Source organism: Dickeya aquatica, assembly GCF_900095885.1.
Classification (GTDB): Bacteria; Pseudomonadota; Gammaproteobacteria; order Enterobacterales; family Enterobacteriaceae; genus Dickeya; species Dickeya aquatica.
On sequence record NZ_LT615367.1, the window covers coordinates 2,435,339 to 2,461,176 of the forward strand.

Sequence of the window (25,838 nt, forward strand, 5' to 3'; positions counted from 1 at the left end):
TGTTACCAGCCATTCACACACCTGAAAAATGTGATAACATTCACATGTTTTTCTCTGCATTGAAAAAAACCATCTCTTATTTGGCAATAACACGGATGTTAAAGATGGTTAGCCTCTGTTGACTTTGACTCGTCAACGCTCTTAGCCTTACAGGAATCACTGAATGACTACAATTCTTAATAGTTATAACAATCTGACTGTCGGTATTAACTGGCTATCGTTTTGGACTCATTTTACTTATGTCCACATTTATTATGCTATCAGGCGTAAATGGCTTTCGTAACATTGACACGTATGTCAATAAATCCATCATCAGTATGACATTAATAACAATTTGAATGAGGCCAGACGTGCCCGCCTCACGTTTCAATATACTCACGATTACACCGCAATTATAAAGTCGGCGACCTGATGACCAAGGTCGGCCAGTCGCTCAACCAGACGCGTGAGTTTTAGCTGGTCCCCCGGTTCACAAACCTTACTGGACCAGTTAAATGAAGCCTATAACCGCTATCTTCCGGCCAGAGAGTTGCTGATCAAAGCCAGCCAGCAGCGTGATGCGTAGCACAAAAACTCAGTCAGGAAAGCAGTGCCGAGGTGCTGAACACGCTGCGCACCCGCTTTAACAACAGCGCCATAACACCAGAATTACGCTTGCAGTTCATTAGCGTGTTTGAGCAACTCTCTGAGGTACGCGACCTGACCCATGAACTGGTGTTGCAACCGTCAGACCAGCGGGCAGCCAAACTGCGCAAAGCCATCAGCACAGCCGCGACAACATTTAGCCAGGCACAAACCTCTTTTAACAGCGAACAGCAGGGGTGGCTCAACCAGAGCTGGCAGTTTTTCTCCGCCTACAGCGGCTATCTTGATGACTATATGCGAGCCTTTCGTGATGAGAGCGATGCCGCCCAGGCCATGCAAAATGCCGCCAGTATTCTGGATAGCGCATCCAACGATTTATACGCGCATCAATTAGCCCTGGTCAGTGATACCACAACGCGTTCCGAGTGGCAGTTGCTGATAACCGGCCTGATTATTATTGCGCTGGGCGTACTGATGGCCTGGCGCATTACCTTGCAACTTACCCGCCCGCTGCACCCAAAGCCTCTCGATGGCCGAGAAAATTGCCAGCGGCGACCTCTCCGCTTCCCTTGCCGTTTCGCGTAAAGACGAACTCGTAAGCTGATGAACGCCATGAATGACATGAGCCTGAAGCTGCGCGAGATGATTGGCTCCATCCGCGAAGGCGTCAGCAGCGTCGCCTCCGCCGCCTCCGAAATTGCCGCCGCGCAATACCGACCTCTCCTCTCGCACCGAGCAGCAGTCTGCCGCCGTGGTCGAAACCGCCGCCAGCATGGAGCAGCTCACCTCCACCGTTAAACAGAACGCCGATAACGCCCACCACGCCTCGCAACTGGCAGCCGACGCCTCGACCAACGCCAGTAAAGGCGGTGCCATCGTCACCGACGTGGTAAAAACCATGAGCGATATCGCTGGCAGCTCCAAACGTATTTCCGAAATCACCTCCGTCATCAACGGCATCGCCTTTCAGACCAACATTCTTGCCCTGAACGCCGCCGTGGAAGCCGCCAGAGCCGGTGAGCAGGGCCGCGGTTTTGCCGTCGTCGTCGCCGTGAAGTGCGCAATCTTGCCCAGCGCAGCGCGCAGGCCGCCAAAGAGATTGAAACCCTGATTGGCGAATCGGTTTCCCGCGTCAACACCGGCTCCCGGCTGGTCGAAAGCGCCGGCAAAACCATGGATGACATCATTCGCTCCATCTCTCACGTTCACGACATCATGGATGAAATCGCCTCCGCTTCCGATGAGCAGAGCCGCGGCATCAACCAGATTTCCACCGCCGTCGCCGAGATGGATGCCACCACCCAGCAGAATGCCGCGCTGGTGGAAGAGTCCTCTGCGGCCGCCAACTCCCTTGAGGAGCAATCCGTCGCGCTGGCGCAGGCCGTCTCGGTATTCAGGCTTGGCAATGAAGGGGCAACCGCGCCGCATAACCGCGTGGCTGCCACTGCGGCCCGCAAACCGCTGATGCTGGCGACCAGTGCGCCACAGCGTCAGACAGCCCACCATCGCCGCCCCGGCGCAACCCGCAGCAAAGATGACTGGGAAGCATTTTGATGTTCACTGACCGGTAAGAATACGTATTGAATATAGCCCGCATTAACCCGCGGGCTATTCACCGCACCCACCTTCATCATGGGTGATTGATAAGTGCCATATTATTTTATTATTTTGCCACCATCATCACTTCATTCATTTTAAATACCCTTTAGGGCAATGGTAATTAGAAATTCACGCCTTGCAGGAAGATACCCGACAAACTAATTCAGATTTATTTAACGCGATTTAAATAATGCCTCTGCGGACATATCTATCCTTTACATATCTATCCTTTACCTTTCCTGTTTTAGTGTGACAAACGGGTCATCTCTGCCAACGCGACCTGTCACATTTCAGTCATAAATTAGGTGATTACTGAAATAATCAACAGCCATATCACATTAACTTTATTTATGTTTATGACGGAGTTATCATAGTCATGAATGGTCAGACGGCGGATGAAGCCGCCGGAATGATGAATTTTCAGAAGTGGTAAAGCCGTTGCACCACCGTCGTTAGCGGTAATAAATAAGAAGAAAAGTACGTTATTGGATGCGTCCGCCATCGGCGGTTACTCAAGGACATTTTTAAGCCGATTTCTCACTCGTCATACCCATCACAATCAAAAGAAAAGGAAGGACTGATGAATACTGTTCTTGGTGCTTATAACAATTTTCGTGTTGGCGTAAAGCTTGCCATTGGCTTCGGATTGATATTGCTGATGGCGGCAATAATTATGTTGTCAGGGATAAATGGTTTTCGCAATATTGAGGCTTACTCAAAAAAATCGATCATCAGCAATAATGTCAATAACTATCTGGAGGAAGCGCGCCGGGAACGCCTGCGCTTTCAATACACCCATGATTACGCCGCTATCAACAAAAATGGTGAGTTGATCAATAAAATAACGCGCGAGCTGGATACCGCGCAAACGCTAAAATGGGATGCCGACACCCGCGTGGTGCTGGATAAAATCATTCAAACCCTCAAAGAATACGCAGCCACACGAGAAAACCTGATTGCAGCCAGCCAAAAACGCGATGACGCCGCGAAAAAGCTGGATAACGACACCATCACCGTAGCCATTGATAACCTGCACCAGCAGTTTGAGCGTGCTACGTTACCCGCTGACCTGCGCCTGGACTATTTAGCACTGCATGAGCGTTTTAGCACTATCCGCAATCTGGCACATGAATTAACGCTGACCCAGTCAGACAAAACCGAAGCCCGCCTGCGCAAAATGCTTACCGACACCGGCACGCTCATCAACCAGTTGCTGCCACGTTTTGCAAATGAGCAGCAAGATGGGTTAAACCGCGTCTGGCAGCAGTTTGTCACCTACAATGGCGATGTCACTCTCTACACTGCCGCTTATCAGGCCGAAATTGATGCCGCGCAGCGGATGACCAGCATTGCCAACACCCTTAATCAGGCGGTTGACCAGCTCTATCAGGCGCAATTGGTTAAAGTGTCCAATATCATCACACAGTCGCAGTACAGCCAACTGTTTATCGGTATAGCGATTATCGTCGCCGGTATCCTGATGGCCTGGCGGATAACGTTACAGCTTACCCGCCCGCTGCACCAAAGCCTGTCGATGGCCGAGAAAATCGCCAATGGCGACCTCTCCGCCTCTCTCAGCGTGTCGCGTAAAGACGAACTCGGTCAGCTGATGAACGCCATGAATGACATGAGCCTGAAGCTGCGCGAGATGATTGGCTCCATCCGCGAAGGCGTCAACAGCGTCGCCTCCGCCGCCTCCGAAATTGCCGCCGGCAATACCGACCTCTCCTCTCGCACCGAGCAGCAGTCTGCCGCCGTGGTCGAAACCGCCGCCAGCATGGAGCAGCTCACCTCCACCGTTAAACAGAACGCCGATAACGCCCACCACGCCTCGCAACTGGCAGCCGACGCCTCGACCAACGCCAGTAAAGGCGGTGCCATCGTCACCGACGTGGTAAAAACCATGAGCGATATCGCTGGCAGCTCCAAACGTATTTCCGAAATCACCTCCGTCATCAACGGCATCGCCTTTCAGACCAACATTCTTGCCCTGAACGCCGCCGTGGAAGCCGCCAGAGCCGGTGAGCAGGGCCGCGGTTTTGCCGTCGTCGCCGGTGAAGTGCGCAATCTTGCCCAGCGCAGCGCGCAGGCCGCCAAAGAGATTGAAACCCTGATTGGCGAATCGGTTTCCCGCGTCAACACCGGCTCCCGGCTGGTCGAAAGCGCCGGCAAAACCATGGATGACATCATTCGCTCCATCTCTCACGTTCACGACATCATGGATGAAATCGCCTCCGCTTCCGATGAGCAGAGCCGCGGCATCAACCAGATTTCCACCGCCGTCGCCGAGATGGATGCCACCACCCAGCAGAATGCCGCGCTGGTGGAAGAGTCCTCTGCGGCCGCCAACTCCCTTGAGGAGCAATCCGTCGCGCTGGCGCAGGCCGTCTCGGTGTTCCGGCTTGGCAATGAAGGGGCAACCGCGCCGCATAACCGCGTGGCTGCCACTGCGGCCCGCAAACCGCTGATGCTGGCGACCGAGTCCGGCAGCAAGCATGACTGGGAATCTTTCTGATTCCTGCTGCCAGCACTGACCGGGCGCACCGCTGCGCCCGGTTTTATCGCCTCTGGACTCGCTTTTCATCCGAGCTCTCTTGTCCCTTCCGTTTTTGGCTGTAATCCGGTTCTCTCAAGCTCCCGGCATGTGAGCCCCCTTTGCCGGTTCAGGCATAAATACCGCCATTCTTCGCATTTAGGTCGCTACGCTTTTCCTGCAATACTGCCGATGCTATTCATCATCATCCTGATGATATTCAAACAGTATTTAAACCAATATGACGATACAGGCTGACCACAGGCAGTATCGTTTTGATGCAGTTTTGACATCCGGGGACATTATGCATTTATCGTTTCGTTCATTTTTTGGCACCTGGTTCGCCGCACTGGCGTTGGCAGGCACGGCCTGGCTGGCACAGGCTGACACACCCACATCCACCTGGCAGCAAATCAAGCAACGCGGGGAGTTACGCATCGGCGTAGCACAGGGCGAACCCTGGTACTTCAAGAACCCGGCGACCGGCGAATGGGATGGTATCGGCTATCAGGTTGGCAAGGTGCTGGCGAAAGATCTTGGCGTCAGGCTGGTGGCGGTGGAAACCACCTGGGGCAACGCGGTCGCCGCGCTGCAAACCGGCCAGATAGACACCATGCTGGTGCTTGACCCCACCGACGAGCGCAAAAAAGCGGTCGATTTCCCTGAACAACCGTTCTTCTGGTATGCCCAGGGCGTACTGGTGCGTGATGGCATCAGCGTCACCAACTGGGAAGACCTCAACCGGCCGGATATCAAAATCGGCGTCACGCTAGGCTCCAGCCCGGATTTACTGTTGACGAAAACGCTGCCCAACGCGCAACTGGTGCGTTTCCCCAATATGGATGAGGGCGTAGCGGCGTTTTATGCCGGAAGAGTGGATGCATTATCTTATTTCCACCCGGCGCTGGCGCTGCAACAGGCCAAAGTCGGCAAGGGCAACCTGATCCTGCCGAAACCCATCGTGGCGGTCAGTACCAGCGGCGCAATCCGCAAAGAAAATGACCCGGCCTTGCGTCAATTTCTCAGCGACGAATTCGGTAAGCTCTATCAATCCGGCCAGATTCAGCAATTCTACGAACAGGCGCTGAAAGCGCGTGGCGTCGATATCAGTAAAGTGCCGCCGGTTATCCGCGAAGCGTGGAAATAACCGCAGCGCCGCAGGGCATCAGCCTGCAAACAGCGGTGCCAGCACTTGTGCGACATCGGGCTGACGTTCAAGGTCAAGCACGCTATCGATAACGCGCTCACGCTCGCTCTCCCCCAGATGCCGCGATAAATTATCGCGGCACTTGCGTACAATCTCCGCCTCCGTCATCGGGTTTTCCTCACCCCCGGCGGATACACCACTTCCGGCACGCGTTGCCACTGCCCGTCAACCTCAACCCTGATGCGACTCACCGGTCGTCGCTGCCCGGCCATCAGCCGACTCAGGTCATCATCCACCACCAGCTCAACCCGCCGGGCAAACGCCCGCAAGGCCGTACTATGGCGCGTGGTCGCGTCGCTCCAGTTTTGTCGAGGGATGCCGTAGGCCAGGCAGGCCAATGCGGCACACTGAACTGGGCATCGGTTTCACTTAGCACCAGGGTGTCGGCGAACTGCTGCACCAGTGTCTGGCTGCCAGTCACCTGAATCCCCGTTATCCTATATGGCGACAGCGCCTGTTGCGCCTGCCATTGCTCAAACGCCGCCAGCGCGGTGTGCATCCAGCGGCAAGCCGGATAACGCTTGAAGCTGGCATGACGCAAGCGCCAGTCATCTCCCAGCCCATCGACCAATAGCGAGGTATCGCACTGGTCAGAGCCTGCCATGCGCCAGAACCCCTGTTCGCCCGCCAGCACATCGCGCGGCCCGATGATACCTTCCCGGTGCAGCAACACCCCGCGCACCCCGGCTTCCGTCGCCGGCGCGTTATAGTCCTTCAACGCCACCAGCGGCCGCTGCTGCCAGTTGTATTTGTGCAACCCCGGCAACGGGGTCAATGACGCCGCCAGCCCGATGGCGTTCTCCAGCCCGGCGGCATCGCAGCCGCAGAGCAGACCGAAGGCGACCGCCGCACCAAGTGACTGGTGTTGGCACACGCCGTACACCTGCTGAAAACGTTCCGGGCTGGGTTGCTGAGACAGGATCACGCGGGCATTGATTTCCCAGCCAGCGACCAGCGCACACAGCCACTGCGCCCCCGAAACCCGGTGTTCACCCAATGCGGCCAGCGCCGCCGCCACTAGCGTAGCGCCGGGATGTCCCATTCCCCGCCCTGCCAGTTCAAGACCATCATCGTAATCGAGCGCATTCATTGCCACCGAATTGACAAACGCCGCCCCCAGCGCCGACAACCGCTCCCGGCTGCCCAGCACCGGCGAGGTTCCCGCCGCATACTGCTGACGCGCCATGCGTTGCGCCTGCAAAAACACCTCGCACTCCCGCCCGGCGATGCCACACCCCAGCGCATCCAGCAGGTGCAGCAGAATTTTTCGCCGCCAGACCGCAGGGATCGCCTCTGGCGTCAGCTCACAGGCAAAGCGGGCCAGCGTGAGTGTCAGCGAATCTCTTGGGCTCGAAGGGCCATCATATGTTCGGTTTCCGCTTGATTAGGCTGCCAGCAGCACGATGCCTGCATGATAACACTCTGTTTTATTATAGTTTTATTCCATTTTCACCGGCTGATGCCATCAAACGTCATAACGCCGCGCCCGGACTCAGGCACCTGCACGGCTGTATGGCTATCATCCCATATGGCTATCTACCTGAACGGCTATCAGTCCGTATGGCTTTACCGCCATTCAGGATTTTATTTCTAAAAATAGCATATAGATGGTTATTTATATTATTTTTATGCCATTGCGCGTGAGTTCTACCATGTCACCTCTTTATGTTCCGAGGTGAAGACCATGTCTATTCCTACATCTGTGCTCACGCTGATCGGCAATACCCCACTGCTGGAACTGACACAGCTTGATACCGGCCCATGCCGGTTATTTGCCAAACTGGAGAACCAGAACCCCGGCGGGTCGATAAAAGACCGCGTCGCGCTCTCGATGATTGAGGCCGCCGAACGACAAGGAAAATTACCGCCTGGCGGCACGCTGATTGAGGCAACGGCGGGCAATACCGGGCTGGGGCTGGCGCTGGTGGCCGCACTCAAAGGCTACCGGCTGATTCTGGTGGTGCCGGATAAAATGAGCCGGGAGAAAATCTTCCACCTGCGCGCACTCGGGGCCGATGTGCGCCTGACGCGTTCTGATGTCGCCAAAGGCCACCCGGACTATTATCAGGACTATGCGCAACGGCTGGCAAACGAGATCCCCGGCGCGTTCTACATCGACCAGTTCAATAATCCCGCTAATCCGCTGGCTCACTACCGCACCACCGGCCCGGAACTGTGGCAACAGATGGCGCAGGATATCGACGCCATTGTGGTCGGCGTCGGCTCCGGCGGCACGCTGGGCGGGCTGGGTCGCTACTTCGCCAAGGTGTCGCCTGACACTGAGCTGATACTGGCCGACCCGGCCGGGTCGATTCTGACCGATTATGTGCAGCAAGGCACCGTTGGCGAGGCCGGCAGTTGGCTGGTGGAAGGCATCGGCGAAGATTTTTTACCGGCGCTGGCCAATTTCAGTCAGGTCAGGCATGCCTATAGCATCAGCGATCGGGAATCGTTTCAGGCCGCCCGTGAACTGTTACTCAAAGAAGGTGTGCTGGCCGGCTCCTCCAGCGGCACACTACTGGCTGCCGCATTGCGCTACTGCCGCGCCCAGACTGAGCCGCGCCGGGTGGTGACGCTGGTGTGCGACAGCGGCAACAAGTACCTGTCGAAGATGTTCAACGACTACTGGATGATTGAACAAGGCGTGTTGCAGCGCCCCAAACAGGGTGACTTGCGCGATCTTATCACCTATCGCCACGATGACGGTGCCACGGTGTGTGTTGCCCCCACAGACTCACTGGCGGTGGTGCATGCCCGCATGCGCCTTTATGACATTTCCCAGTTGCCGGTGCTGGAAAACGATCGGGTTATCGGTGTTATCGACGAGTGGGATCTGCTGCATCATCTCAAAGCCACACCGGCGTATTTTTCGCTGACGGCCCGTGATGCGATGACCGATCAGGTCAACACCCTGCAACACGATGCCTCGTTCGAGGCATTACTCGAGACGTTTGCGCGCGGGCATGTCGCCGTCATTCTGGATGGCCCGCGTTTCCTCGGCCTGATTACCCGCACCGATGTGCTCAATCACTGGCGGCATCGGGTGCGCTGACCTTTCTACCGTTTACCACAAGGATTCATCATGAGCCATTTCGACACGCTGACCGTTCACGCGGGCTACACCCCGGATAGCACCGGTGCGGTGATGCCCGCTATCTACGCCACATCTACCTTTGCCCAACCGGCCCCGGCCAGCATACCGGGTATGAAATACTCACGCAGCGGCAACCCGACCCGTCACGCACTGGAAGCCAACATCGCCGCGCTGGAAGGCGGTATTCAGGGCTTTGCCTTCGCCTCCGGACTGGCGGCCAGCGCCACCGTACTGGAACTGATCGATCAGGGCAGCCACATCGTCGCGGTGGATGACATTTACGGCGGCACCTGGCGATTGCTGGATCGGGTGCGCAAGCGCACAGCCGGGCTGAGTGTCACCTATGTTGACCCGGCTGACCTGACTACGCTGGAGCAGGCGATCACCGCGCAAACCCGGATGATCTGGGTGGAAACCCCCACCAATCCGCTGCTGAAGCTGGCCGACCTGCGTGCCATTGCCGACATTGCCCAGCGCCGTGGCGTGATAAGCGTCGCAGACAATACCTTCGCGTCTCCGGCGTTGCAGCGCCCGCTGGATCTCGGTTTCGATATCGTGGTGCATTCGGCCACCAAGTACCTGAACGGCCATTCTGATGTGGTCGCCGGGCTGGCGGTGGTCGGGCGCGATAAAGACCTGGCGGCACAACTGGCGTTTTTGCAAAATGCGGTGGGCGGCGTGCTCGATCCGTTCAGCAGTTTCCTGACACTGCGCGGCATTCGTACGCTGGCGCTGCGCCTCGCCCGTCATAGCGACAACGCGCTGACGCTGGCACGCTGGCTGGAACAACAGCCGCAGGTCGAACAGGTGTATTACCCCGGCCTGCCGTCTCATCCGCAACACGCGCTGGCACGCCAGCAAATGAGTGCGTTCGGCGGCATGATAAGCGTCAGGCTGCGCGGTGACGCCGACTACGCCCTCGAGGTGATTACCCGCACCCGGCTGTTTACGCTGGCGGAAAGTCTGGGCGGCGTGGAAAGCCTGATCAGCCAGCCTTTCAATATGACCCACGCTTCCTTGCCGCTGGAACAGCGCTTGCACCTCGGTATCACGCCGCAGTTGCTGCGCCTGTCGGTCGGCATCGAAAATGTGGAAGACCTGATTGCCGATTTGCAACAGGCGTTCACCGGCCAGACGGCGTAATCCCCCTCATCATCCGGGCTGTCATCGGCAGCCCGATTTTTCCGCCCGTAACCTCAGCGAATTTCCCGCTTTCTTTAGCCAAATATCGGCTATCAATCCGCTTTTTTAGCATTTATTTATCACATTTTTTGGCTGCTAAGATGCTGAGAATATAAAAAGCACCATCGATATAACAATATCGTAGTCGGGTTCACTATTCGTACGCCATTGGCGTTATCAGGGAAAAACACATGCGTTATCAATGGGATTTTTCCGCCCTGCCACACTGGTGGCCGCTGCTGCTGGACGGGTTATGGGGAACGGCGCGTATTGGTTTACCAGTATTATCATCGGCATGCTGGCCGGTGCACTACTGGCCACGATGAAACTGTCATCCACCCGGCTGTGGCGTTTACCCGCTCACCTGTTCATCGGCTTTTACCGCAACACGCCTGCCATCGTGCATTTTTTCTGGATTTACTACGCGCTGCCGGTCATCAGCCCGCTGACCCTGTCGCCGTTCGCCGCCGCGGTAACGGCGCTATCGGCACAATCCGCCGCGTTTTACGCCGAAGTCTACCGCGGCGGCATTCAGTCGATTGATAAGGGGCAGTGGGAAGGGGCTAAAGCGCTCGGCATGTCGCGCCCGCTGGCGCTGCGACGCGTTATCCTGCCGCAGGCGTTGCGACGCATGATCCCACCGCTGATTGAGCGCTCGTTCGAGCTGATTAAATCCACCTCGCTGGCGTCATCACTGGCTTACGGCGAGCTGTTGTATCAGGCAATGCAGATCAACAGCCAGAGCTTCCGCCCGCTGGAAGTCTACAGCCTGGCGGCGCTGCTCTATTTCACGCTGCTGTTTGTCCTTAGCCTGCTGGGCCAGTACGCCGAGCGGCGGCTGTCTTACGCCCGTGTACAGTGAGGTCGCCGATGCACTATCAATGGAATTTTGGCTTTATCTGGCAGCAGTTACCTGTTCTGCTGCGCGGGCTGGGCGTCACACTGGAGCTATGGCTGCTGGCGGGCATCGGCGGCACGTTACTCGGGTTGCTGCTGGGCATCGCCCGCACCGCACGCCGCCGCGCCGTTCGCCTGCCGGTAATGGCGTTCGTCGAACTGTTTCGCAATACGCCGGTGCTGATCCAGTTGATCTGGTTTTATTACGCGCTGCCGGTACTGATTGGCATTCAGTTCAGCACCACGGGTGCCGCGGTGCTGGCGCTGACGCTCTACACCGCCGCTTACAGCACCGAAATCTTCCGCGCCGGTCTGCAATCGATGGAGCAAAGCCAGTGGGAAGGGGCCAAAGCGCTCGGCATGTCTTATCCGCTGGCGCTGCGCCGTGTGATCCTGCCGCAGGTGCTGCAACGCATGTTGCCCGCGCTGACCAATCGATTGATCGAGCTGGCGAAGGTCACCTCGCTGGCGTCAATGCTGGCGGTCAATGAACTGATGTATCAGGGACGACTGCTCAGCAGCGACACCTACCGCCCGCTGGAAATTCTCACCGTGGTGGCGCTGTTCTACGTCGTGCTGATTTGGCCCGGCAGCTATCTGGCCGCGCGGCTGGAGCGGCGCTGGCGTTCCCCTTTATCAACGCGGTAATTTTTTATCGCCCCGGTATTTTTTATTAACCCGGTAACTATCTATGACTGATTCACAGGATATCGTTTTACGGCTGCGCGGGCTGACCAAATCCTTTCACGGTCAGCCGGTGCTGAAAGGCATCGACCTGGAGGTACGGCGCGGCGAGAAAATCGCCATTATCGGCGGCAGCGGCTCCGGCAAAAGCACCCTGCTGCGCTGCCTGAATTTTATGGAAATACCCAGCGGCGGCACCATCGAACTGGACGGCGAGGTGCTGGGGCACCCCTTGCCGGACGGCAGCCGCCGTTACCCGGAAAAGCAATTGTGCGCGGTGCGCCAGCGTGTCGGCATGGTGTTCCAGCAGTTCAACCTGTTTCCCCATCAGACCGTATTGCAAAACGTGCAGGAAGCCCTGCTGTCGGTAAAAAAGCGACCGCGCGCCGAGGCCGATGCCATCGCCCGTCAGCAACTGGAGAAAGTCGGGCTGGCGGACAAGCTTAACGCCCGTCCCAGCAACCTGTCCGGCGGCCAGCAACAGCGGGTGGCGATTGCCCGTGCGCTGGCGATGGAGCCGGAGATCATGCTATTTGACGAGCCCACCTCATCGCTTGACCCGGAACGGGTCGGCGAAGTGCTGCACACCATTCGCGCCCTGGCGGACGAGGGCCGTACTTTATTGCTGGTGACCCACGAACTGGGTTTCGCCTGGCACGTCGCCGACCGGGTTATCTTCATTGCCGATGGCGTGATTCACGAAATGGGCAGCGCCGAGCAGGTGCTGCGCCATCCCCAACAACCCCGCACGCAGGCGTTTCTGGCCCGTTTCGCCGAACGTGCGTTTTAAGGAGTCACCATGCGCGTTTCCTCCCCTTCCGCCGCCAGCAGCCAGGCTTACCGGCACGATACCCGCAACGACGACGTGCAGGTGTACGTCAACGGCGAATTTGTGCATCGCTCGCAGGCGGTGGTGTCGGTGTTTGATTCAGGTTACGTCTGCGGTGATGGCGTGTGGGAAGGCCTGCGACTGGTTAACGGCCGCCTGATCTCCCTCGATGCCCATCTGGACCGCCTGCTCGCGGGTGCAGCCGCCATCCGGCTGGATATCGGCCATACCCGCGCGGAGCTAATCGACATTATGCGGCGCACGCTGGCTATCAACGGCATGACCGATGGCGCGCACCTGCGGCTGATGATCACCCGTGGGCGTAAAAGCACCCCGAATCAGGATCCGCGCTTTATCCTCGGCGGCGCGACGGTGGTGTGTGTGGCGGAATACAAAGTGGTGGATGAAACGGCCAAACAACGCGGGCTGGCGCTGTTCACTTCCAGTTACCGTACCAGCACGCCGGATGTGTTCGACCTGCGGCTCAATTCCCACAGCCGTCTGAATCTGATTCAGGCGTTGTTACAGGCCATCGACGCCGGGGCTGACGAAGCACTGATGCTGGACTCACACGGCTTCGTCGCCAGTTGTAACTCCACCAACTTTTTTATTGTGCGTCGCGGCGAACTCTGGACCTCCAGCGGTCGCTATTGCTTTAACGGTATCACCCGTCAGACGGTGATAGACCTGGCGCGTGCCCGCGGCCTGACGGTGCGGGTGGAGGATTTCACGCTGGCGGAAGCGCTGAGCGCCGACGAAGCCTTTGTCACCGGCACACTGGCGGGCATTACGCCCGTGCGTAGGCTGGATGGCCGGGAGTTTGAGGCAGCGAACCGCACTGTCACTGAACAGCTCAGGCAGTGGTATCAGGCATTCATCGAAGCCTGATCGGTTTCCCGACTGACGGCGTAAAAAACCGGGGCCGCGCCCCGGTTCGGTTGCTGTCAGTCAGCGAAAACCGTATTTTTCCCGCAGTCCCAGTTCCGCCACAATGCGCACCCCACGCTCCAGCGCGTCGCCGTCCAGATCGCGCAGCGGGCGGCGCAGGCTACCCGCAGGCAGGCCGACCGCCTTCATCAGCGATTTCACCGCCACCGGATTGATGGCGGAATAGGTGTAGTGCAGCAGTGGCAACAGATGCTGGTACGCGTTGCGGAAACGTTCAGCGTCACCCGCCTCGCGCCACGGCCGGGAGATCGCCGCCAGCTCCGCCGGTGCGATATTACCGGTCATGTTGGCGGTGCCGTGGCCACCCAGCGACATCGTGGGAACAACCAGACCGAGGTTGGGCGAATCACAGCACATTACCGACACGTCGGGGTTGCCTGCCAACACTTGTGCCACCTGACCAACGCGGGTGGTGGATTCTTTATGGATCACGTAATTCGGGTGTTTGAAGATACGCAACAGCGATGTCCAGTGCAGGTCAGTTTTCACTCGCGGCGGATTGTTATAGATACCGAGCGGCAGGTCGGTGGCGTCGGCGATCTCCAGAAAATAGTGCTCGATGTCACTTTCGCTGGCGCAAATATAGGCGGGCGCGGCGATAATCGCACCATCGGCCCCGTTGTCTTTGGCAAAGCGCACATAGTCGATGGTGGTATCGGTATTGTTGCCGGTACAACCGAAAAAGATCTTCATTTTGCCGCTGTTAAAACCGGCGGTACGACGAATGATTTCCCGGCGCTCTTCCGGCGACAACATAGATACTTCACCGGTAGACCCCATAATCAACACCGCCGCGGTGCCGTTTTGTTCCTGAAACTGCAACAGGGTTTCAAATGCGCCGAAATCCACGCTGCCGTTGTCATTAAACGGGGTGATCAACGCGACAAAAGACCCTTCAATTCTCTCTCTGCTCATAGCTATTCCTGTCTGATGATATGTATTTGTCATAAAAAACGGTTATTCAGTCGGCACGGTATCGGCCGAGGGGGCTGCAAACCCTGCGCTGACGAACCGCAGTAATTGCTGCAACACCTGTTCGTCGTCGTTGCTGTCGCATACGCCCTTCGATAACAGCGATAAACGCCCGGAACGCGGATCGACATCCGCCAAGACGTGCATGGCTGCGCCGCGGGCGAACTCATAGCGCCAGATAGCCTCGGCGCGCGAAATATGCGGCACCGCCCGGCTGAACGCCTGAATAAAACGGTGGGCGGTGCCATCGAACCGGTCAGACAGCAGCAGCGATACCTCGCCCTGTGGCGTAGCACGCAGGTGCTGCAACAACCGCACGGCAATACGCCCGCCGTCCGGCGTGCGGGCGCTCTGCACCAGCGGACGCAACAGCGCATCGAGTAACGCCGACAACGGCGGCGAATCGCCCCAGCGCTGTTCCACCTCGTCCAGCAACCGGCTACGCTCGGCGTTCAGCGGTTGCAGCACGGCATCCAGCACCGCCTGCAACAACCCATCTTTGGAACCGAAGTGGTAGTTGATGGCGGCGATGTTGACCTGCGTCGCTTCGGTAATCTCCCGCACCGTCGTCAGTTCGCTGCCTTTGTGGGCGAAACGCGTCATCGCTTCGTGTAAGATGCGTTGCCGGACATCGCCCTCTTTTTCTTTGGCTGCTGTACTCATTGATGGTCCTTTTGTCGTCCTTTGATAGTGAATCCACACGCCGCGGCGTATCCGGGTCTATCTGGTCAGCCGGTTAACGCTGCGCCAGCGTCAACCCGTCCAGATCGATATCCGGCGTTCGACCGGCAATCACATCCGCCACGATACGCCCAACACCTGCCGCCTGCGTCCAGCCATTGGAGCCCTGTCCGCAGGCCAGAAACAGCCCGGCCACCGGCGTAGCGCCCACATAGCCGGGGCCGTCCGGCGTCATCGGGCGCAGGCCGCACCAGCGACCTACTGTCTGATAGTCGCCCGCGCCCGGAAACAGCCGCTGCGCGACGCTCGCCACAAAGGCGCTTTTCTTCGCGTCCGGCTGGGTACTGAAATCGGAAATTTCAGCAATCCCTGCCGCCCGCAATTGGTTCCCCAAACGGGTGATCATCACCTTATGATGCTCGTACATCACGCACACCCGTGGGGCGGCGGCATCGTCGGCAATCGGCAGCGTGACCGAGTACCCTTTTACCGGATAAATCGGCAGCCGGATGTCCACCTGACGCAACAAAGGCACCGACGCGCACCCCAGCGCCACCACCACGGCATCCGCCGTTAGCTCACCGCCAGCGGTTGCCACACCGGTGACGCGACGGTGGTCATCGCTTGCCCGCAGGCGCTCGATCGGGGTATTAAAATGGAAACGCACGCCGCGCTGCTGCAACAGTGCCGCCAGTTGCCGGGTAAAGAGCGCACAGTCCCCTGCTTCATCATCTGGCAGATAGAGACCGCCGCTCAGCGGTGCGTCCGCCTGCGAGAGCGCCGGTTCGATCTGCGTCACCGCCTGACGGTCAACCAGTCGGTGATTGACGCCAAACTGCGTCAACACCTGCGACGCATGATGCGCCATCGCCAGTTCCTGTTCATTGCCGAACAGTTGCAGCACCCCCAGCGACGACTGGGCGTAATCCAGTTCCAGCTCGTGTCGCAACTGGTGCAGGCACTGCTGGCTGTAGTGGGCGATACGCTGCATCCGGCTTTTGTTGGCGCGATAGGCGTCCAGCCGGCAATTGCGGGCAAAACGCCACAGCCACTGCCACTGCGCCGGGCTAAGTGCCGGGTGCCATGTGAGCGGTGCCTGCGGCACGAACAGCCAGCGCAATGCCTTGAGCAGCATACCGGGCGACGCCCAGGGGCCGGCGAAACCGGGACAAATGCCGCCCGCGTTGGCAAAACTGGCCTCCAGCGCCGGGCCGGGCTGGCGGTCAATCACCTCAACCTCAAACCCTTGCTGATGCAAATACCAGGCGCTGGTGACCCCCACCACGCCCGCGCCAAGCACCATCACCTTCATGCGATACCTCCTGCGAGCGGCAGTTCCTGACGTACCAGTTCCACCCAGTAACGCACCCCAACCGGGATCAGCGCGTCGTTAAAATCGTAATGCGGGGTATGCAGCGGTCGGCCGTGGGCATCGTCGTCATCACCATTGCCCACCATGATGAACGCGCCGGGGCGCTGCTCCAGCAGGTAGGCGAAATCCTCCGCCCCCAGTAGCGGCGTCATGTCACTGTCGACCGCGTGCGCACCCGCAACCCGCCCGGCGGCCTGCTTCGCACGCCCGGCCATCTCCCGGTCGTTGACCAGCACCGGATACTGAAATTCATAATCGACCTCTGCCGTCGCGCCGAACGCCTGCGCGCTGTGCTGTGCCAGCGCGGTCAACCGTTTGGCCAGCAGCTCGCGGATAGCCGGTGAGTAGCTACGCCCGGTACCGGTCACGGTAACGCAGTCAGGGATCACGTTGGGTGCCAGCGGATCGCCGCCGCCGATATGCCCGACGCTCAGCACCGCCGCCTCCATCGCCGGGACATTGCGGCTGACCACCGTCTGCAACGCCAGCACAAACTGCGCGGCGGGCAGCGTCGGGTCAATCGACAGGTGCGCACCGGAACCGCCGTGGCCGCCGGTGCCGCGGAACACCACCCGCCAGCTGTCACTGGCGCACAGCATCGGCCCGCTGCGCAACGAAAAACACCCTGGCGCGATGCCGGGTTTGTTATGCAGCCCGAACAGGCGCTGGCACGGGAAGCGACTCAGCAGGCCATCGTCGAGCATCGCTCGCGCACCACCCAGCCCCTCTTCGGCGGGCTGGAAGATGAAATGTACCGTCCCGGCGAAATCCGGCTGGCGGGACAACAACCACGCCGCACCCAGCAACATGGCGGTATGGCCATCATGGCCGCAGGCGTGCATCTTGCCGTCGTATACCGAGGCATACGGCAGGCCGGTTTTCTCTTGCAGGCGCAGCGCGTCCATATCGGCGCGCAGGCCAATGACCCCCTCGCCCGGCTGTTTCCCGTGCAGCGTCCCCACCACGCCGGTACCGCCGATGCCGGTGGTTACCGCCAGCCCCCACTCATGCAATTTCTCCGCCACCAGCGCCGCGGTGCCGAACTCCTCAAACCCGATTTCCGGGTGCTGATGAATATGACGGCGGATCCCGGTCAGCACCGGAATCATCTGCCGCAGCGTCGGTTCATAGTCCGCCATGTCGTATTCCTTCTGGCCTGCGCCTGTCGGCGGCGGGCGCAACAGTTAAAAAGTGCCCGGATAGCTGCCGCCGTCAATCAGCCAGTTCTGCCCGGTGATGAACGCCGCCTGCCGCGAGCACAGGAACGCACAAACCGCACCGAACTCTTCCGGCTGCCCATAGCGCCCGGCCGGGTTGGCCGCGGCCCGTTCCTGATGTAATTGCTCATAGGATTTGCCGCTCTGCGCCACCAGCGACTGAATGTGCTGCCACTGGCCGTCGGTATCGAAGATGCCCGGCAGAATATTGTTAATAGTGACATTGTCACGTACCACTGTGCGGGACAGCCCGGCGACAAAACCGGTCAGCCCCGAACGGGCACTGTTCGACAGCCCCAGCTCCAGTTGCGGGACCTTCACGCTGCGGGAGGTGATGTTAACGATGCGCCCGAAGCCGCGCTGACGCATGCCATCCACCGTCAAACGCATCATCTCGATCGGGCCGAGCATCATGCCGTCGAGCGCCTCCAGCCAGTGCTGGCGCGTCCAGTGGCGAAAATCGCCCGGTGCAGGGCCGCTGGCGTTGTTGATGAGAATGTCCGGTTGCGGGCAGGCCGCCAGCGCCGCCTGCCGCCCTTCGTCGCGGGTAATGTCCGCCACCACTGCCTGCGGGCGTACGCCGACCGCTTGTTCGATGTCATCCTGCGCCTGACGCAACGCAACCCCGGTGCGCGCCAGCAGCGTGACCTGCACGCCCTCCTGCGCCAGTTGACGACCAACGGCTTTACCCAGCCCACGGCTGCCGCCCCATACCAGCGCCCGTTTGCCAGCAATACCCAAATCCATATCAAAGACCCCTTATGCGTTAACCACAGAGAAATGACTGGCGTGCGCCGTGAGCGGCTGCCTGCCCGGTACAGAGTCCAGCAGCAGGCGAGTATACGGGTGCTGCGGTTGCCGCCAGATTTGCTGGCAATCGCCGCTTTCCACACACTCGCCATGCTGCATCACCATCACCCGGTCGGCGATGTAGCGCACCACGGACAAGTCATGCGAAATAAACAGTAGCGATAGCCCCATTTCACTCTTTAGTTCCACCAGCAAATTGAGGATCTGCGCCTGAATCGACACATCCAGCGCCGATACCGGCTCGTCGCAAATCACCAGCGATGGGTTGACTACCAGTGCACGCGCAATGCCGATGCGCTGACGCTGACCGCCGGAGAACTCGTGCGGATAACGCCAGAGGCTGCTCTGCGGCAGACGAACCCGTTCCAGCGCCTGATTGATCAACCGCTGACGCTCCGCGCGCTGGGTGACGCCGTGCACCATCAGCGGCCGTTCCAGAATGCGCTGAACGTCGTGACGCGGATTGAGCGACGCGTAGGGATCCTGAAAAATCATCTGCACCCGGCGGCGCAGCGGCTGCAACTGCGACTCGTTCAGATGGGTAATATCCTGGCCGTCAAACAGCATCCGGCCTTCAGCGACGGGTAGCAGGCGCAAAATGGTCTTTGACAGCGTCGATTTGCCGCAACCGGATTCCCCCACCAGCCCCAGCGTTTCGCCGGGATAAATGTCCAGCGAGATATCCTTCACCGCATTCACCACACCCTGCGAGGTGGCGTAGCGGGTATGCACCCGATGCAGCGACAGCAGCGGCGTGCGGGTGGTATCCGGGACGGGTATGCGGCACAGCGGCGGTGTCACCACCGTTACCTGCCCGGCGTCGCCGTTGTCGGGATGGCGGATCTCCGGCAGGCGATGCTGCCGGTAGTGCAGGTCATCGGCCAGATGCAGTGACGTCGCCAGCAGCCCATGGGTATAGGGGTGCTGCGGTTGCTGGAACAACACATCGGTTGACGCCTCTTCCACCTTGCGCCCGCCGACCATCACCGCCACGCGGTCCGCCCACTGCTCCACCACCCCCAGATCGTGGGTGATCAGCAGCAGGCCCATCGACAGCTCGCGCCGCAGTTGATCCAGCAGTGCCAGAATCTGCGCCTGAATGGTGACGTCCAGCGCGGTGGTTGGCTCATCGGCAATCAGCAGCTTCGGCTGGCAGGCCACCGCCATCGCGATCATCACCCGCTGGCGCTGCCCACCGGACAACTGGTGCGGATAATCGTCGATACGCCGTCGTGGCTCAGGGATCTTCACCAGATCCAGCAGCTCAATAGCACGCGCCCGCGCCTGAGCCGGCGTCAACGGCTGGTGCGTGCGCAGGGTTTCGACGATCTGCTGGCCGATGGTCAACACCGGGTTGAGCGAGGTCATCGGCTCCTGAAAAATCATTGAAATCGCGTTGCCGCGCAGCTGACGCATCGCGGTGTTCGGCAGCGCCAGAAGATCCTGCCCGGCGAACAGAATGCGCCCGGTGACCTGCCCCGGTGCACTGACCAGCCGCATGATGGACAGCGCGGTGGCGGATTTGCCGCAGCCGGATTCGCCCACCAGCGCCAGCGTTTCACCGGGATGAAGCGCCAGATCGAGGCCGCGCACCGCCTGATGACCGGGGAAGCTCACCCGTAAATCCTGAATCTCCAACAGCGGGGTCATACGCGTTCCCTCCGTGAGCGTGGGTTCAGTGCGTCGTTGAGCGCATCCCCCACCAGATTGAGCGCCAGCACGGTCAGCACCAGCGCGCCACCGGGGATCGCGGTTAAAAACCACGCCGAGCGCAGCGACTCACGACCGGCACCGATCATGCTGCCCCAGCTCACCCGGTTCGGATCGCCAAAACCGAGGAACGACAGCGCGGATTCGATCAAAATGGACGACGCCACCATCACCGAGGTGGTGACGATAATCGACGGCAGCGCGTTGGGCAGGATCTCCTGCGCCATGATGCGCAGACTGGAAAACCCCTGACTGCGCGCTGCCAGCACGAAATCGCTTTCACGCCAGGTACGGAATTCTGCCCGCACCAGCCGGGCGATGGTCGGCCAGGAAGCGATACCGATGGCGCAGGAAATCAGCGTCACCGATGGCTGACCAATGGCCACCAGCACCACCACCAGCAGAAAGGTGGGAAAGGTCTGGAACAGTTCGGTGACATGCACCAGCAGGCGATCAACCTTGCCGCCAAAGAAGCCAGCAATCGCACCAACGGTCATGCCGATCAGCAGGCTGACCGCCACGGCGCAAAAGCCTATCTGCAATGACACCTGCGCGCCATGTACCACTCCGGCAGCGACATCACGCCCCAGCGAATCGCTGCCTAACGGGAAAGCAGGATCCTGCCCTGGCCACAGAAACGGCTGTGCCACCATGTCCAGCGGGTCACCGGGGTAGACCCACGGTGCCGCCAGCGCCATCACGACCACCAGCAACAGCAGCGCGACGCCCGCCATACCGGAAGGATTGCGCAAAAACAGCGTCAGCTCCGGCGACAGCCGCACGCGGTGACGCGGCGGAGCCGCTTTGTTGACGGCAGTGGCCGTACGGGAAGAAACAGTCTCTTTCATCTCAGTTCGCCTTGATTCGGGGGTCCAGCCAGCTTTGCAGTATGTCGACCAGAATATTGGCGACGATCACCAGAAACGCCGACAGCAGCAGCACACCCAGCAGCACGTTAAAATCGCGCGCCATTACCGCCTCCAGCGCCAGCCGGCCCAGCCCCGGCCAGCTAAATACGGTTTCCACCACCGCCGCACCCAGCAGATTGCCGATGTGCATCCCGGCGACTGTCGTTACCGGCAGCAGCGCGCAGCGCAGAATATGGCGCAGCGTCACCCGCCACGGGCTCAGCCCCTTGGCATGCGCGGTGCGCACGAAATCCTGCCGGTCGATTTCCAGCATCGCCGCACGCGTCAGCCGGGCGTAAATGGCGATTAAAAAACTGCTCAGGGCGCAGACCGGGAGTGCTGCATGCTTCAACCGATCGCTAAGATAGGCCCAACCGTGCAGATCCACACCGATGGTGGCGCTGCCGCCGCTCGGCAACCAGTCAAGCCGGACCGAGAACAGAATCAGCGCCATCAGTCCAATCCAGAACCCCGGCGTGGAATAGAGCAACAGCGCCAGCAGCGACAGCAACCGATCCGGCCATTTGCCTGCCCACACCGCCATCACCGCCCCCAGGGCGATCCCGACCACGATTGCCACCAGTTGTGAAGCCAACATCAGCAACAGCGTCTGCGGCAGGCGGGACAGGATCAATTCGGTCACCGGCGCGTTGTAGCGCGGTGAAAACCCCAGACTGAAGTGCGCCAGATTGGACAGATAGTTGTACAGTTGATGCCAAACCGGCAGATCGAGCCCGAACTGCTGGCGTATCTGCGCCGTGGTTTCGGCGGTGGCGCTGCCCGCCTCGGCAGCCAGTACGTCCGCCGCGTCGCCCGGCACCAGTTGCAGCAAAAGAACACCACGATCACGATGCCGATGGCCACCGGCACCGCATGCAGCAACGTCCGCCACAGCACCCGTCGGATGCGTTCCATGTTTCTCATCACTCACCTTCTCTGCACAGGCAGCATTTACGGAGCGACCGGGAACACGTCGGCGGATACCGACGCGCTCTGGGTTCACGGGTTATTGATCCAGCCAGATTTCCGCCAGGCTGCCGTTGGCACCCTGAATATCGGTCAGTTGGTTGTGAACGCGGGTGTTGTAGATAGTCAGGCGTTTAAGCTGCAACAGATTGATGTCCGGCAGTTCCTGCGCCACGATGCGCTGGAAAGCGCGAAATTCCTCTACGCGTTTGGCCGGGTCGGTTTCCACCGCCGCCTGCTCCAGCAGCCTGTCCACCTCCGGGTTGGCGTAATGCGAACCGTTGCCGAACGCCACACCCGGTTTAAAGGCTTGCGACCAGTACAGCCGTTGCACGCCGACTGTCGGGTCTGGAACATGGAAATGGAGTGGTTGGTGAATTCAAAATCCCTATCGGTATACACGCGCTTGACGTAGGTAGCAAAATCCTGCGAGCGGATGGTGACTTCGATCCCCACTTTAGCCAGCGCAGATTTCAGGTATTCCGCCACGCGCTTGAAGCCATCACCGTACGGCATGTAGTCATGCACCAGACGAAAACGGATGCCGTCGGCCTGACGCGGAAACCCGGCCTCGTCCAGCAGTTGTTCGGCTTTCTTCACATCGAACGGGTATGGTGACGGCGCGCTGTCGTGGAACTGGGCCAGCTCCGGGGTAATCGGCGTCGGCGAGTTGACGGCGTAGCCGTACCACACCACGTTACGCAGCACGTCGCGGTTGATGCTGTGGGCGATCGCCTGCCGCACCTTCAGGTTTTTCAGGTACTGATTGTCCAGATTAAACTCAATGCGGGTCTGCGTCGGGCCGTAGCCATAACCGCCGGTTTCAATCGCCAGTCTGGGGTTTTTCTTGACGCGATCCAGCTCATTGAGCGGCACCGGCGATTCACTGCCCAGATCCAGCGCCCCGGTCTCAAAGGCGATCAGACGGGTGGCGGCGTCAGGGATGAATTTCACTACCAGACGATCCACATACGGCTTCGGCTGATCCCAGTAGTTGGGGTTGCGCTCGTACACAATGTGGCTGCCACGCACCCACTCCTTGAAGATGAACGGCCCGGTGCCTACCGGCGCTGTGTTGTAGGGGTTGGTGCGGATATCGGTGCCGTCATACAGGTGTTTGGGGACGATCGGCGCTTCGTTGGCAGAAAACGCGCTGATGAGATAAGGCGCGGGCTGCGACAGTTCCACAACGGCGGTGTAAGGGTCCGGCGTTTTCACGTCGGTGACATTGGCAAAGGTGCCCTGCCCGCGGGAATTGTATTTCTTGACCGTCAGGATGGAGAACGCCACGTCAGCGGAAGTGAAATCCTTGCCATCGTGCCATTTCACGCCCTGGCGCAGGTGGAAAGTGTACTGTTTGCCGTCCGGGCTCACCGACCAGCTGGTGGCCAGTTGTGGAGTCGGCTTCATGTTGAAGTCGTAGTTCAGCAATCCTTCGATCACCTTGGCGTTGACCTTGATAACTGACCCGCCGCTATTGACCAGCGACGTCAGCACGGGCGGTTCCGGCTCGACCAGAAAATTCAGCGTGCCACCGCGTTGGGTGCGGTTTCCGCCGCCTGGCTCGTCACGCCAAACAGCGATGCGGCCACCAGCAAGGCCGCAAAAAGCGATTTATTATTCATGGTGTTATCCCTGGATGAAATGGGTGATGCCCGGTCATTATCCGTGCCGCAAGCGCATGGTGACAGGGCAGACTCCGGCAGACGGCGGGTGTTTAACTCTGTGGGAAAATTAACCCAACGCTTGTTTGAAACAAACGTTTAATTTTGGATAAGCAATGCGGAAAAATGGATAATGCCAGACGAAAATACAGCCATCACACAGGTGTAGTGACAATAAAAGTGACAATAAAAAAGCGATTAATAATAAAAAATGACGAGGGAGTTAGATTTATGTTTCAGTAAAAACACAACACCAGATATTGTAAACAAAGCAATAAAACGAATAATAATAACCATGTACACCGGAAACATTAAATATATAAATAATTGTTTTTATTGATTAAAATTAAAACCCCCATGAGATTTACGATTCAATCACTTAACAATATAAAAGCTGGTATTAAACGTTCCTGCGAATTTGGATTGATACTGATAATACCTGCGCTCATCACGCCAGTACGCTCGCTTGATGGCAAAACAGTTGATCTGCAAGAACGCCTGCTTACCCGGCATCGTCTTAATCGGCAGGCTAACAATGAGGCCCCGCCAGTCGGGTCACCTCATTATTGATGACGTCCTGCGCATCTTGAGCGGCAGGGAATTGCTTCGGTTATGCGTTGACAACCGCCATTAACGCGCCCAGTCAGGCTTGTTCAAAATGTGGTCTTGCCAGTCCACGACCTCACTTTCGCGCACCGCAATGTAACGCACAGAAATCCGCTCCTGATGCAGGGCGTTTTTTGACCCCGCCAGCAACGGATGCCAGGGCGCGAGTCCTTTGCCTTCATGCAGGCGTCGGTACGCGCAGGTTTCAGGCAGCCAGTCAAACGACAGCAGATTCTCCCGGGTGAGCTTGATGCAGTCCGGCTCATAGTCAAACCGGTTGGCATAATGGCGACACTGGCAGCTTTTAATATTGAGCTGGTTGCAGGCGACGTTGGTAAAATAGAGCTCATCGGTGTCCTCATCAATCAGCTTGTGCAGACAGCAGCGGCCACAGCCGTCGCACAATGCTTCCCACTCGTCATCCGACATCTGCTCAAGGGTTTTGGTTTGCCAAAAGGGCATTGAATTCATAAAAATTAATTCCGGTCATCATGCAAGCAGGCCGCGTAACGCAGATGCAGCCTGCTTTTTATAGACAATAAGCGCCACCGCCGCAGACCATGCCATGCATGGAGCCACCCGGGTGACGTCAAATAACGTGGGTACTCAATGTGGCCTCATTGAGTGTGATGGTCAATACATCGCCAGCCTGCAACGGCCCGACACCCTGCGGCGTGCCGGTAAGAATAATGTCACCGGCTCGCAGCGTAAAAAAGCGGCTCATGTAGGCAATCAGCGGCAGTATCGGCGTTATCATATCGCGGGTAGTGCCGAGCTGGCGCACCTCACTATTAACAGACAACCCCAAGGTCGCCTGTTGCGGATCGCCAAATTCCGCGACGGGAATAAAACCGGAAACCGGGCAGGAACCATCAAACCCCTTGGCCTTTTCCCACGGCTGCCCGGCTTTTTTGAAACCCGCCTGAAGATCGCGCAGCGTCAAATCCAGCGCCACACCATAACCGGCGATAGCGCGGGCCACCCGCTCTTCATTCGCGTGTTTAAGCGGTGTACCAATCAACACGGCCAGTTCCACTTCGTGATGAACAGAGCCTAACGCCTTGGGGATAGCCACGGGCTGGCGCAAGTCACACAAGGCGGTTTCTGGCTTGATAAACAGCACCGGTTCAACCGGACTGGCACTGCCCATCTCACGGATATGCTCGGAATAATTACTGCCCACACACACCACTTTATTGACCGGAAAATCCAGTAACGCGCCCTGCCAGTCTCTGTGTTGATACATGTCGCTTCTCCTGACCTGTCGTTAGCAAAGGGAACCCGCTCGTGCGCGGGTGTAGTGGCGTCATCATACCGACATTACTACCTAAAAAGTAAGCCTGATTGGTACACGAAGGGTTTCTAAAATTTATC

The 25,838-nt window shown here is 58.7% G+C and carries 17 protein-coding genes and 5 pseudogenes; 9 read left to right on the top strand and 13 right to left on the bottom strand.

Going from position 1 to position 25,838, the window contains the following annotated elements; genetic code table 11:
* Positions 1–163: 163 nt before the first annotated feature.
* Positions 164–2,139 (top strand): annotated as a pseudogene (locus tag DAQ1742_RS20880) (methyl-accepting chemotaxis protein).
* A 346-nt stretch (positions 2,140–2,485) separates the two neighbouring features.
* Here the strand turns inward: DAQ1742_RS20880 and DAQ1742_RS10945 are convergent.
* A complete protein-coding gene (locus tag DAQ1742_RS10945; RefSeq protein WP_035341692.1) occupies positions 2,486–2,686 on the bottom strand; it encodes a hypothetical protein in 201 nt (66 codons plus the stop codon).
* Positions 2,687–2,764: 78 nt separating this feature from the next.
* Here DAQ1742_RS10945 and DAQ1742_RS10950 point away from each other — a divergent pair, with 78 nt between their 5' ends.
* Both DAQ1742_RS10950 and DAQ1742_RS10955 read left to right on the top strand, forming a co-directional pair.
* On the top strand, positions 2,765–4,699 hold the full coding sequence (locus DAQ1742_RS10950; protein WP_180706113.1) for a methyl-accepting chemotaxis protein: 1,935 nt from the start codon (positions 2,765–2,767) through the stop codon (positions 4,697–4,699).
* A gap of 322 nt (positions 4,700–5,021) precedes the next feature.
* Entirely contained in the window at positions 5,022–5,864 is an 843-nt protein-coding gene (locus DAQ1742_RS10955) for a transporter substrate-binding domain-containing protein (RefSeq protein WP_051124038.1), read from the top strand.
* Positions 5,865–5,882: 18 nt separating this feature from the next.
* Here DAQ1742_RS10955 and DAQ1742_RS10960 read toward each other — a convergent pair.
* Positions 5,883–7,260 (bottom strand): annotated as a pseudogene (locus DAQ1742_RS10960) (MmgE/PrpD family protein).
* A 348-nt stretch (positions 7,261–7,608) separates the two neighbouring features.
* Between DAQ1742_RS10960 and DAQ1742_RS10965 the strand changes: the two are divergent.
* The 6 genes and pseudogenes from DAQ1742_RS10965 (at position 7,609) to DAQ1742_RS10990 (ending at position 13,498) form a co-directional block, all read left to right on the top strand.
* On the top strand, positions 7,609–8,976 hold the full coding sequence (locus DAQ1742_RS10965) for a pyridoxal-phosphate dependent enzyme (RefSeq protein ID WP_035341688.1): 1,368 nt from the start codon (positions 7,609–7,611) through the stop codon (positions 8,974–8,976).
* A 30-nt stretch (positions 8,977–9,006) separates the two neighbouring features.
* Positions 9,007–10,161, top strand: coding sequence for a trans-sulfuration enzyme family protein (locus DAQ1742_RS10970; protein ID WP_180706114.1), 1,155 nt, complete (start codon positions 9,007–9,009; stop codon positions 10,159–10,161).
* 230 nt (positions 10,162–10,391) lie between these two features.
* A pseudogene (locus DAQ1742_RS10975) lies at positions 10,392–11,062 on the top strand (amino acid ABC transporter permease).
* A gap of 8 nt (positions 11,063–11,070) precedes the next feature.
* Positions 11,071–11,745 carry an amino acid ABC transporter permease gene (locus DAQ1742_RS10980; RefSeq protein WP_035341681.1) on the top strand — a complete coding sequence of 225 codons (675 nt, stop codon included), beginning with the start codon at positions 11,071–11,073 and terminating at the stop codon, positions 11,743–11,745.
* Between the two features lie 43 nt (positions 11,746–11,788).
* The gene (locus tag DAQ1742_RS10985) at positions 11,789–12,571 is read left to right on the top strand and encodes an amino acid ABC transporter ATP-binding protein (RefSeq protein ID WP_035341679.1); all 783 of its coding nucleotides are present in this window, start codon (positions 11,789–11,791) and stop codon (positions 12,569–12,571) included.
* A 9-nt stretch (positions 12,572–12,580) separates the two neighbouring features.
* Positions 12,581–13,498, top strand: coding sequence for an aminotransferase class IV (locus DAQ1742_RS10990; protein ID WP_035341677.1), 918 nt, complete (start codon positions 12,581–12,583; stop codon positions 13,496–13,498).
* A gap of 60 nt (positions 13,499–13,558) precedes the next feature.
* On the opposite strand, the gene DAQ1742_RS10995 is transcribed toward DAQ1742_RS10990, so the two are convergent.
* The 11 genes and pseudogenes from DAQ1742_RS10995 to DAQ1742_RS11045 all read right to left on the bottom strand — a co-directional run bounded on the left by DAQ1742_RS10995 (position 13,559) and on the right by DAQ1742_RS11045 (position 25,710).
* On the bottom strand, positions 13,559–14,473 hold the full coding sequence (locus DAQ1742_RS10995; RefSeq protein ID WP_035341675.1) for a 4-hydroxy-tetrahydrodipicolinate synthase family protein: 915 nt from the start codon (positions 14,471–14,473) through the stop codon (positions 13,559–13,561).
* A gap of 42 nt (positions 14,474–14,515) precedes the next feature.
* Positions 14,516–15,193, bottom strand: a complete 678-nt coding sequence (locus DAQ1742_RS11000) for a TetR/AcrR family transcriptional regulator (protein ID WP_035341673.1) — start codon at positions 15,191–15,193, stop codon at positions 14,516–14,518.
* 73 nt (positions 15,194–15,266) lie between these two features.
* Positions 15,267–16,523: a D-amino acid dehydrogenase gene (locus DAQ1742_RS11005; protein WP_035341671.1), complete on the bottom strand. Its 1,257-nt coding sequence runs from the start codon at positions 16,521–16,523 to the stop codon at positions 15,267–15,269.
* Positions 16,520–17,722 carry an amidohydrolase gene (locus DAQ1742_RS11010; RefSeq protein ID WP_035341669.1) on the bottom strand — a complete coding sequence of 401 codons (1,203 nt, stop codon included), beginning with the start codon at positions 17,720–17,722 and terminating at the stop codon, positions 16,520–16,522. Before DAQ1742_RS11010 ends, DAQ1742_RS11005 begins: the two co-directional genes overlap by 4 nt.
* 45 nt (positions 17,723–17,767) lie before the next feature.
* Complete coding sequence (locus tag DAQ1742_RS11015) at positions 17,768–18,547, bottom strand: SDR family oxidoreductase (RefSeq protein WP_035341667.1); 780 nt, start codon at positions 18,545–18,547, stop codon at positions 17,768–17,770.
* Between the two features lie 12 nt (positions 18,548–18,559).
* Positions 18,560–20,260 (bottom strand): ABC transporter ATP-binding protein, encoded by a 1,701-nt coding sequence (locus tag DAQ1742_RS11020; RefSeq protein ID WP_035341665.1) that lies wholly within the window; start codon positions 20,258–20,260, stop codon positions 18,560–18,562.
* Positions 20,257–21,168, bottom strand: coding sequence for an ABC transporter permease (locus DAQ1742_RS11025; RefSeq protein ID WP_035341663.1), 912 nt, complete (start codon positions 21,166–21,168; stop codon positions 20,257–20,259). Before DAQ1742_RS11025 ends, DAQ1742_RS11020 begins: the two co-directional genes overlap by 4 nt.
* A gap of 1 nt (position 21,169) precedes the next feature.
* Positions 21,170–22,152: pseudogene (locus DAQ1742_RS11030) on the bottom strand (ABC transporter permease).
* 82 nt (positions 22,153–22,234) lie between these two features.
* Positions 22,235–23,819: pseudogene (locus DAQ1742_RS11035) on the bottom strand (ABC transporter substrate-binding protein).
* A 669-nt stretch (positions 23,820–24,488) separates the two neighbouring features.
* A complete protein-coding gene (locus DAQ1742_RS11040; protein WP_180706115.1) occupies positions 24,489–24,935 on the bottom strand; it encodes a YcgN family cysteine cluster protein in 447 nt (148 codons plus the stop codon).
* Between the two features lie 118 nt (positions 24,936–25,053).
* On the bottom strand, positions 25,054–25,710 hold the full coding sequence (locus DAQ1742_RS11045; RefSeq protein ID WP_035341655.1) for a fumarylacetoacetate hydrolase family protein: 657 nt from the start codon (positions 25,708–25,710) through the stop codon (positions 25,054–25,056).
* Positions 25,711–25,838 lie beyond the last annotated feature (128 nt).

What these genes read in the sequence shown, in the direction of transcription:
- DAQ1742_RS11015 (WP_035341667.1), bottom strand. Translation starts at nt 18,547, where the DNA reads ATGGATTTGGGTATTGCTGGCAAACGGGCGCTGGTATGGGGCGGCAGC.
- DAQ1742_RS11025 (WP_035341663.1), bottom strand. Translation starts at nt 21,168, where the DNA reads ATGAAAGAGACTGTTTCTTCCCGTACGGCCACTGCCGTCAACAAAGCG.
- DAQ1742_RS10970 (WP_180706114.1), top strand. Translation starts at nt 9,007, where the DNA reads ATGAGCCATTTCGACACGCTGACCGTTCACGCGGGCTACACCCCGGAT.
- DAQ1742_RS11005 (WP_035341671.1), bottom strand. Translation starts at nt 16,523, where the DNA reads ATGAAGGTGATGGTGCTTGGCGCGGGCGTGGTGGGGGTCACCAGCGCC.
- DAQ1742_RS11000 (WP_035341673.1), bottom strand. Translation starts at nt 15,193, where the DNA reads ATGAGTACAGCAGCCAAAGAAAAAGAGGGCGATGTCCGGCAACGCATC.
- DAQ1742_RS10985 (WP_035341679.1), top strand. Translation starts at nt 11,789, where the DNA reads ATGACTGATTCACAGGATATCGTTTTACGGCTGCGCGGGCTGACCAAA.
- DAQ1742_RS11020 (WP_035341665.1), bottom strand. Translation starts at nt 20,260, where the DNA reads ATGACCCCGCTGTTGGAGATTCAGGATTTACGGGTGAGCTTCCCCGGT.
- DAQ1742_RS10990 (WP_035341677.1), top strand. Translation starts at nt 12,581, where the DNA reads ATGCGCGTTTCCTCCCCTTCCGCCGCCAGCAGCCAGGCTTACCGGCAC.
- DAQ1742_RS10980 (WP_035341681.1), top strand. Translation starts at nt 11,071, where the DNA reads ATGCACTATCAATGGAATTTTGGCTTTATCTGGCAGCAGTTACCTGTT.
- DAQ1742_RS10945 (WP_035341692.1), bottom strand. Translation starts at nt 2,686, where the DNA reads ATGGCGGACGCATCCAATAACGTACTTTTCTTCTTATTTATTACCGCT.
- DAQ1742_RS10955 (WP_051124038.1), top strand. Translation starts at nt 5,022, where the DNA reads ATGCATTTATCGTTTCGTTCATTTTTTGGCACCTGGTTCGCCGCACTG.
- DAQ1742_RS10995 (WP_035341675.1), bottom strand. Translation starts at nt 14,473, where the DNA reads ATGAGCAGAGAGAGAATTGAAGGGTCTTTTGTCGCGTTGATCACCCCG.
- DAQ1742_RS11040 (WP_180706115.1), bottom strand. Translation starts at nt 24,935, where the DNA reads ATGAATTCAATGCCCTTTTGGCAAACCAAAACCCTTGAGCAGATGTCG.
- DAQ1742_RS11045 (WP_035341655.1), bottom strand. Translation starts at nt 25,710, where the DNA reads ATGTATCAACACAGAGACTGGCAGGGCGCGTTACTGGATTTTCCGGTC.
- DAQ1742_RS10950 (WP_180706113.1), top strand. Translation starts at nt 2,765, where the DNA reads ATGAATACTGTTCTTGGTGCTTATAACAATTTTCGTGTTGGCGTAAAG.
- DAQ1742_RS10965 (WP_035341688.1), top strand. Translation starts at nt 7,609, where the DNA reads ATGTCTATTCCTACATCTGTGCTCACGCTGATCGGCAATACCCCACTG.
- DAQ1742_RS11010 (WP_035341669.1), bottom strand. Translation starts at nt 17,722, where the DNA reads ATGGCGGACTATGAACCGACGCTGCGGCAGATGATTCCGGTGCTGACC.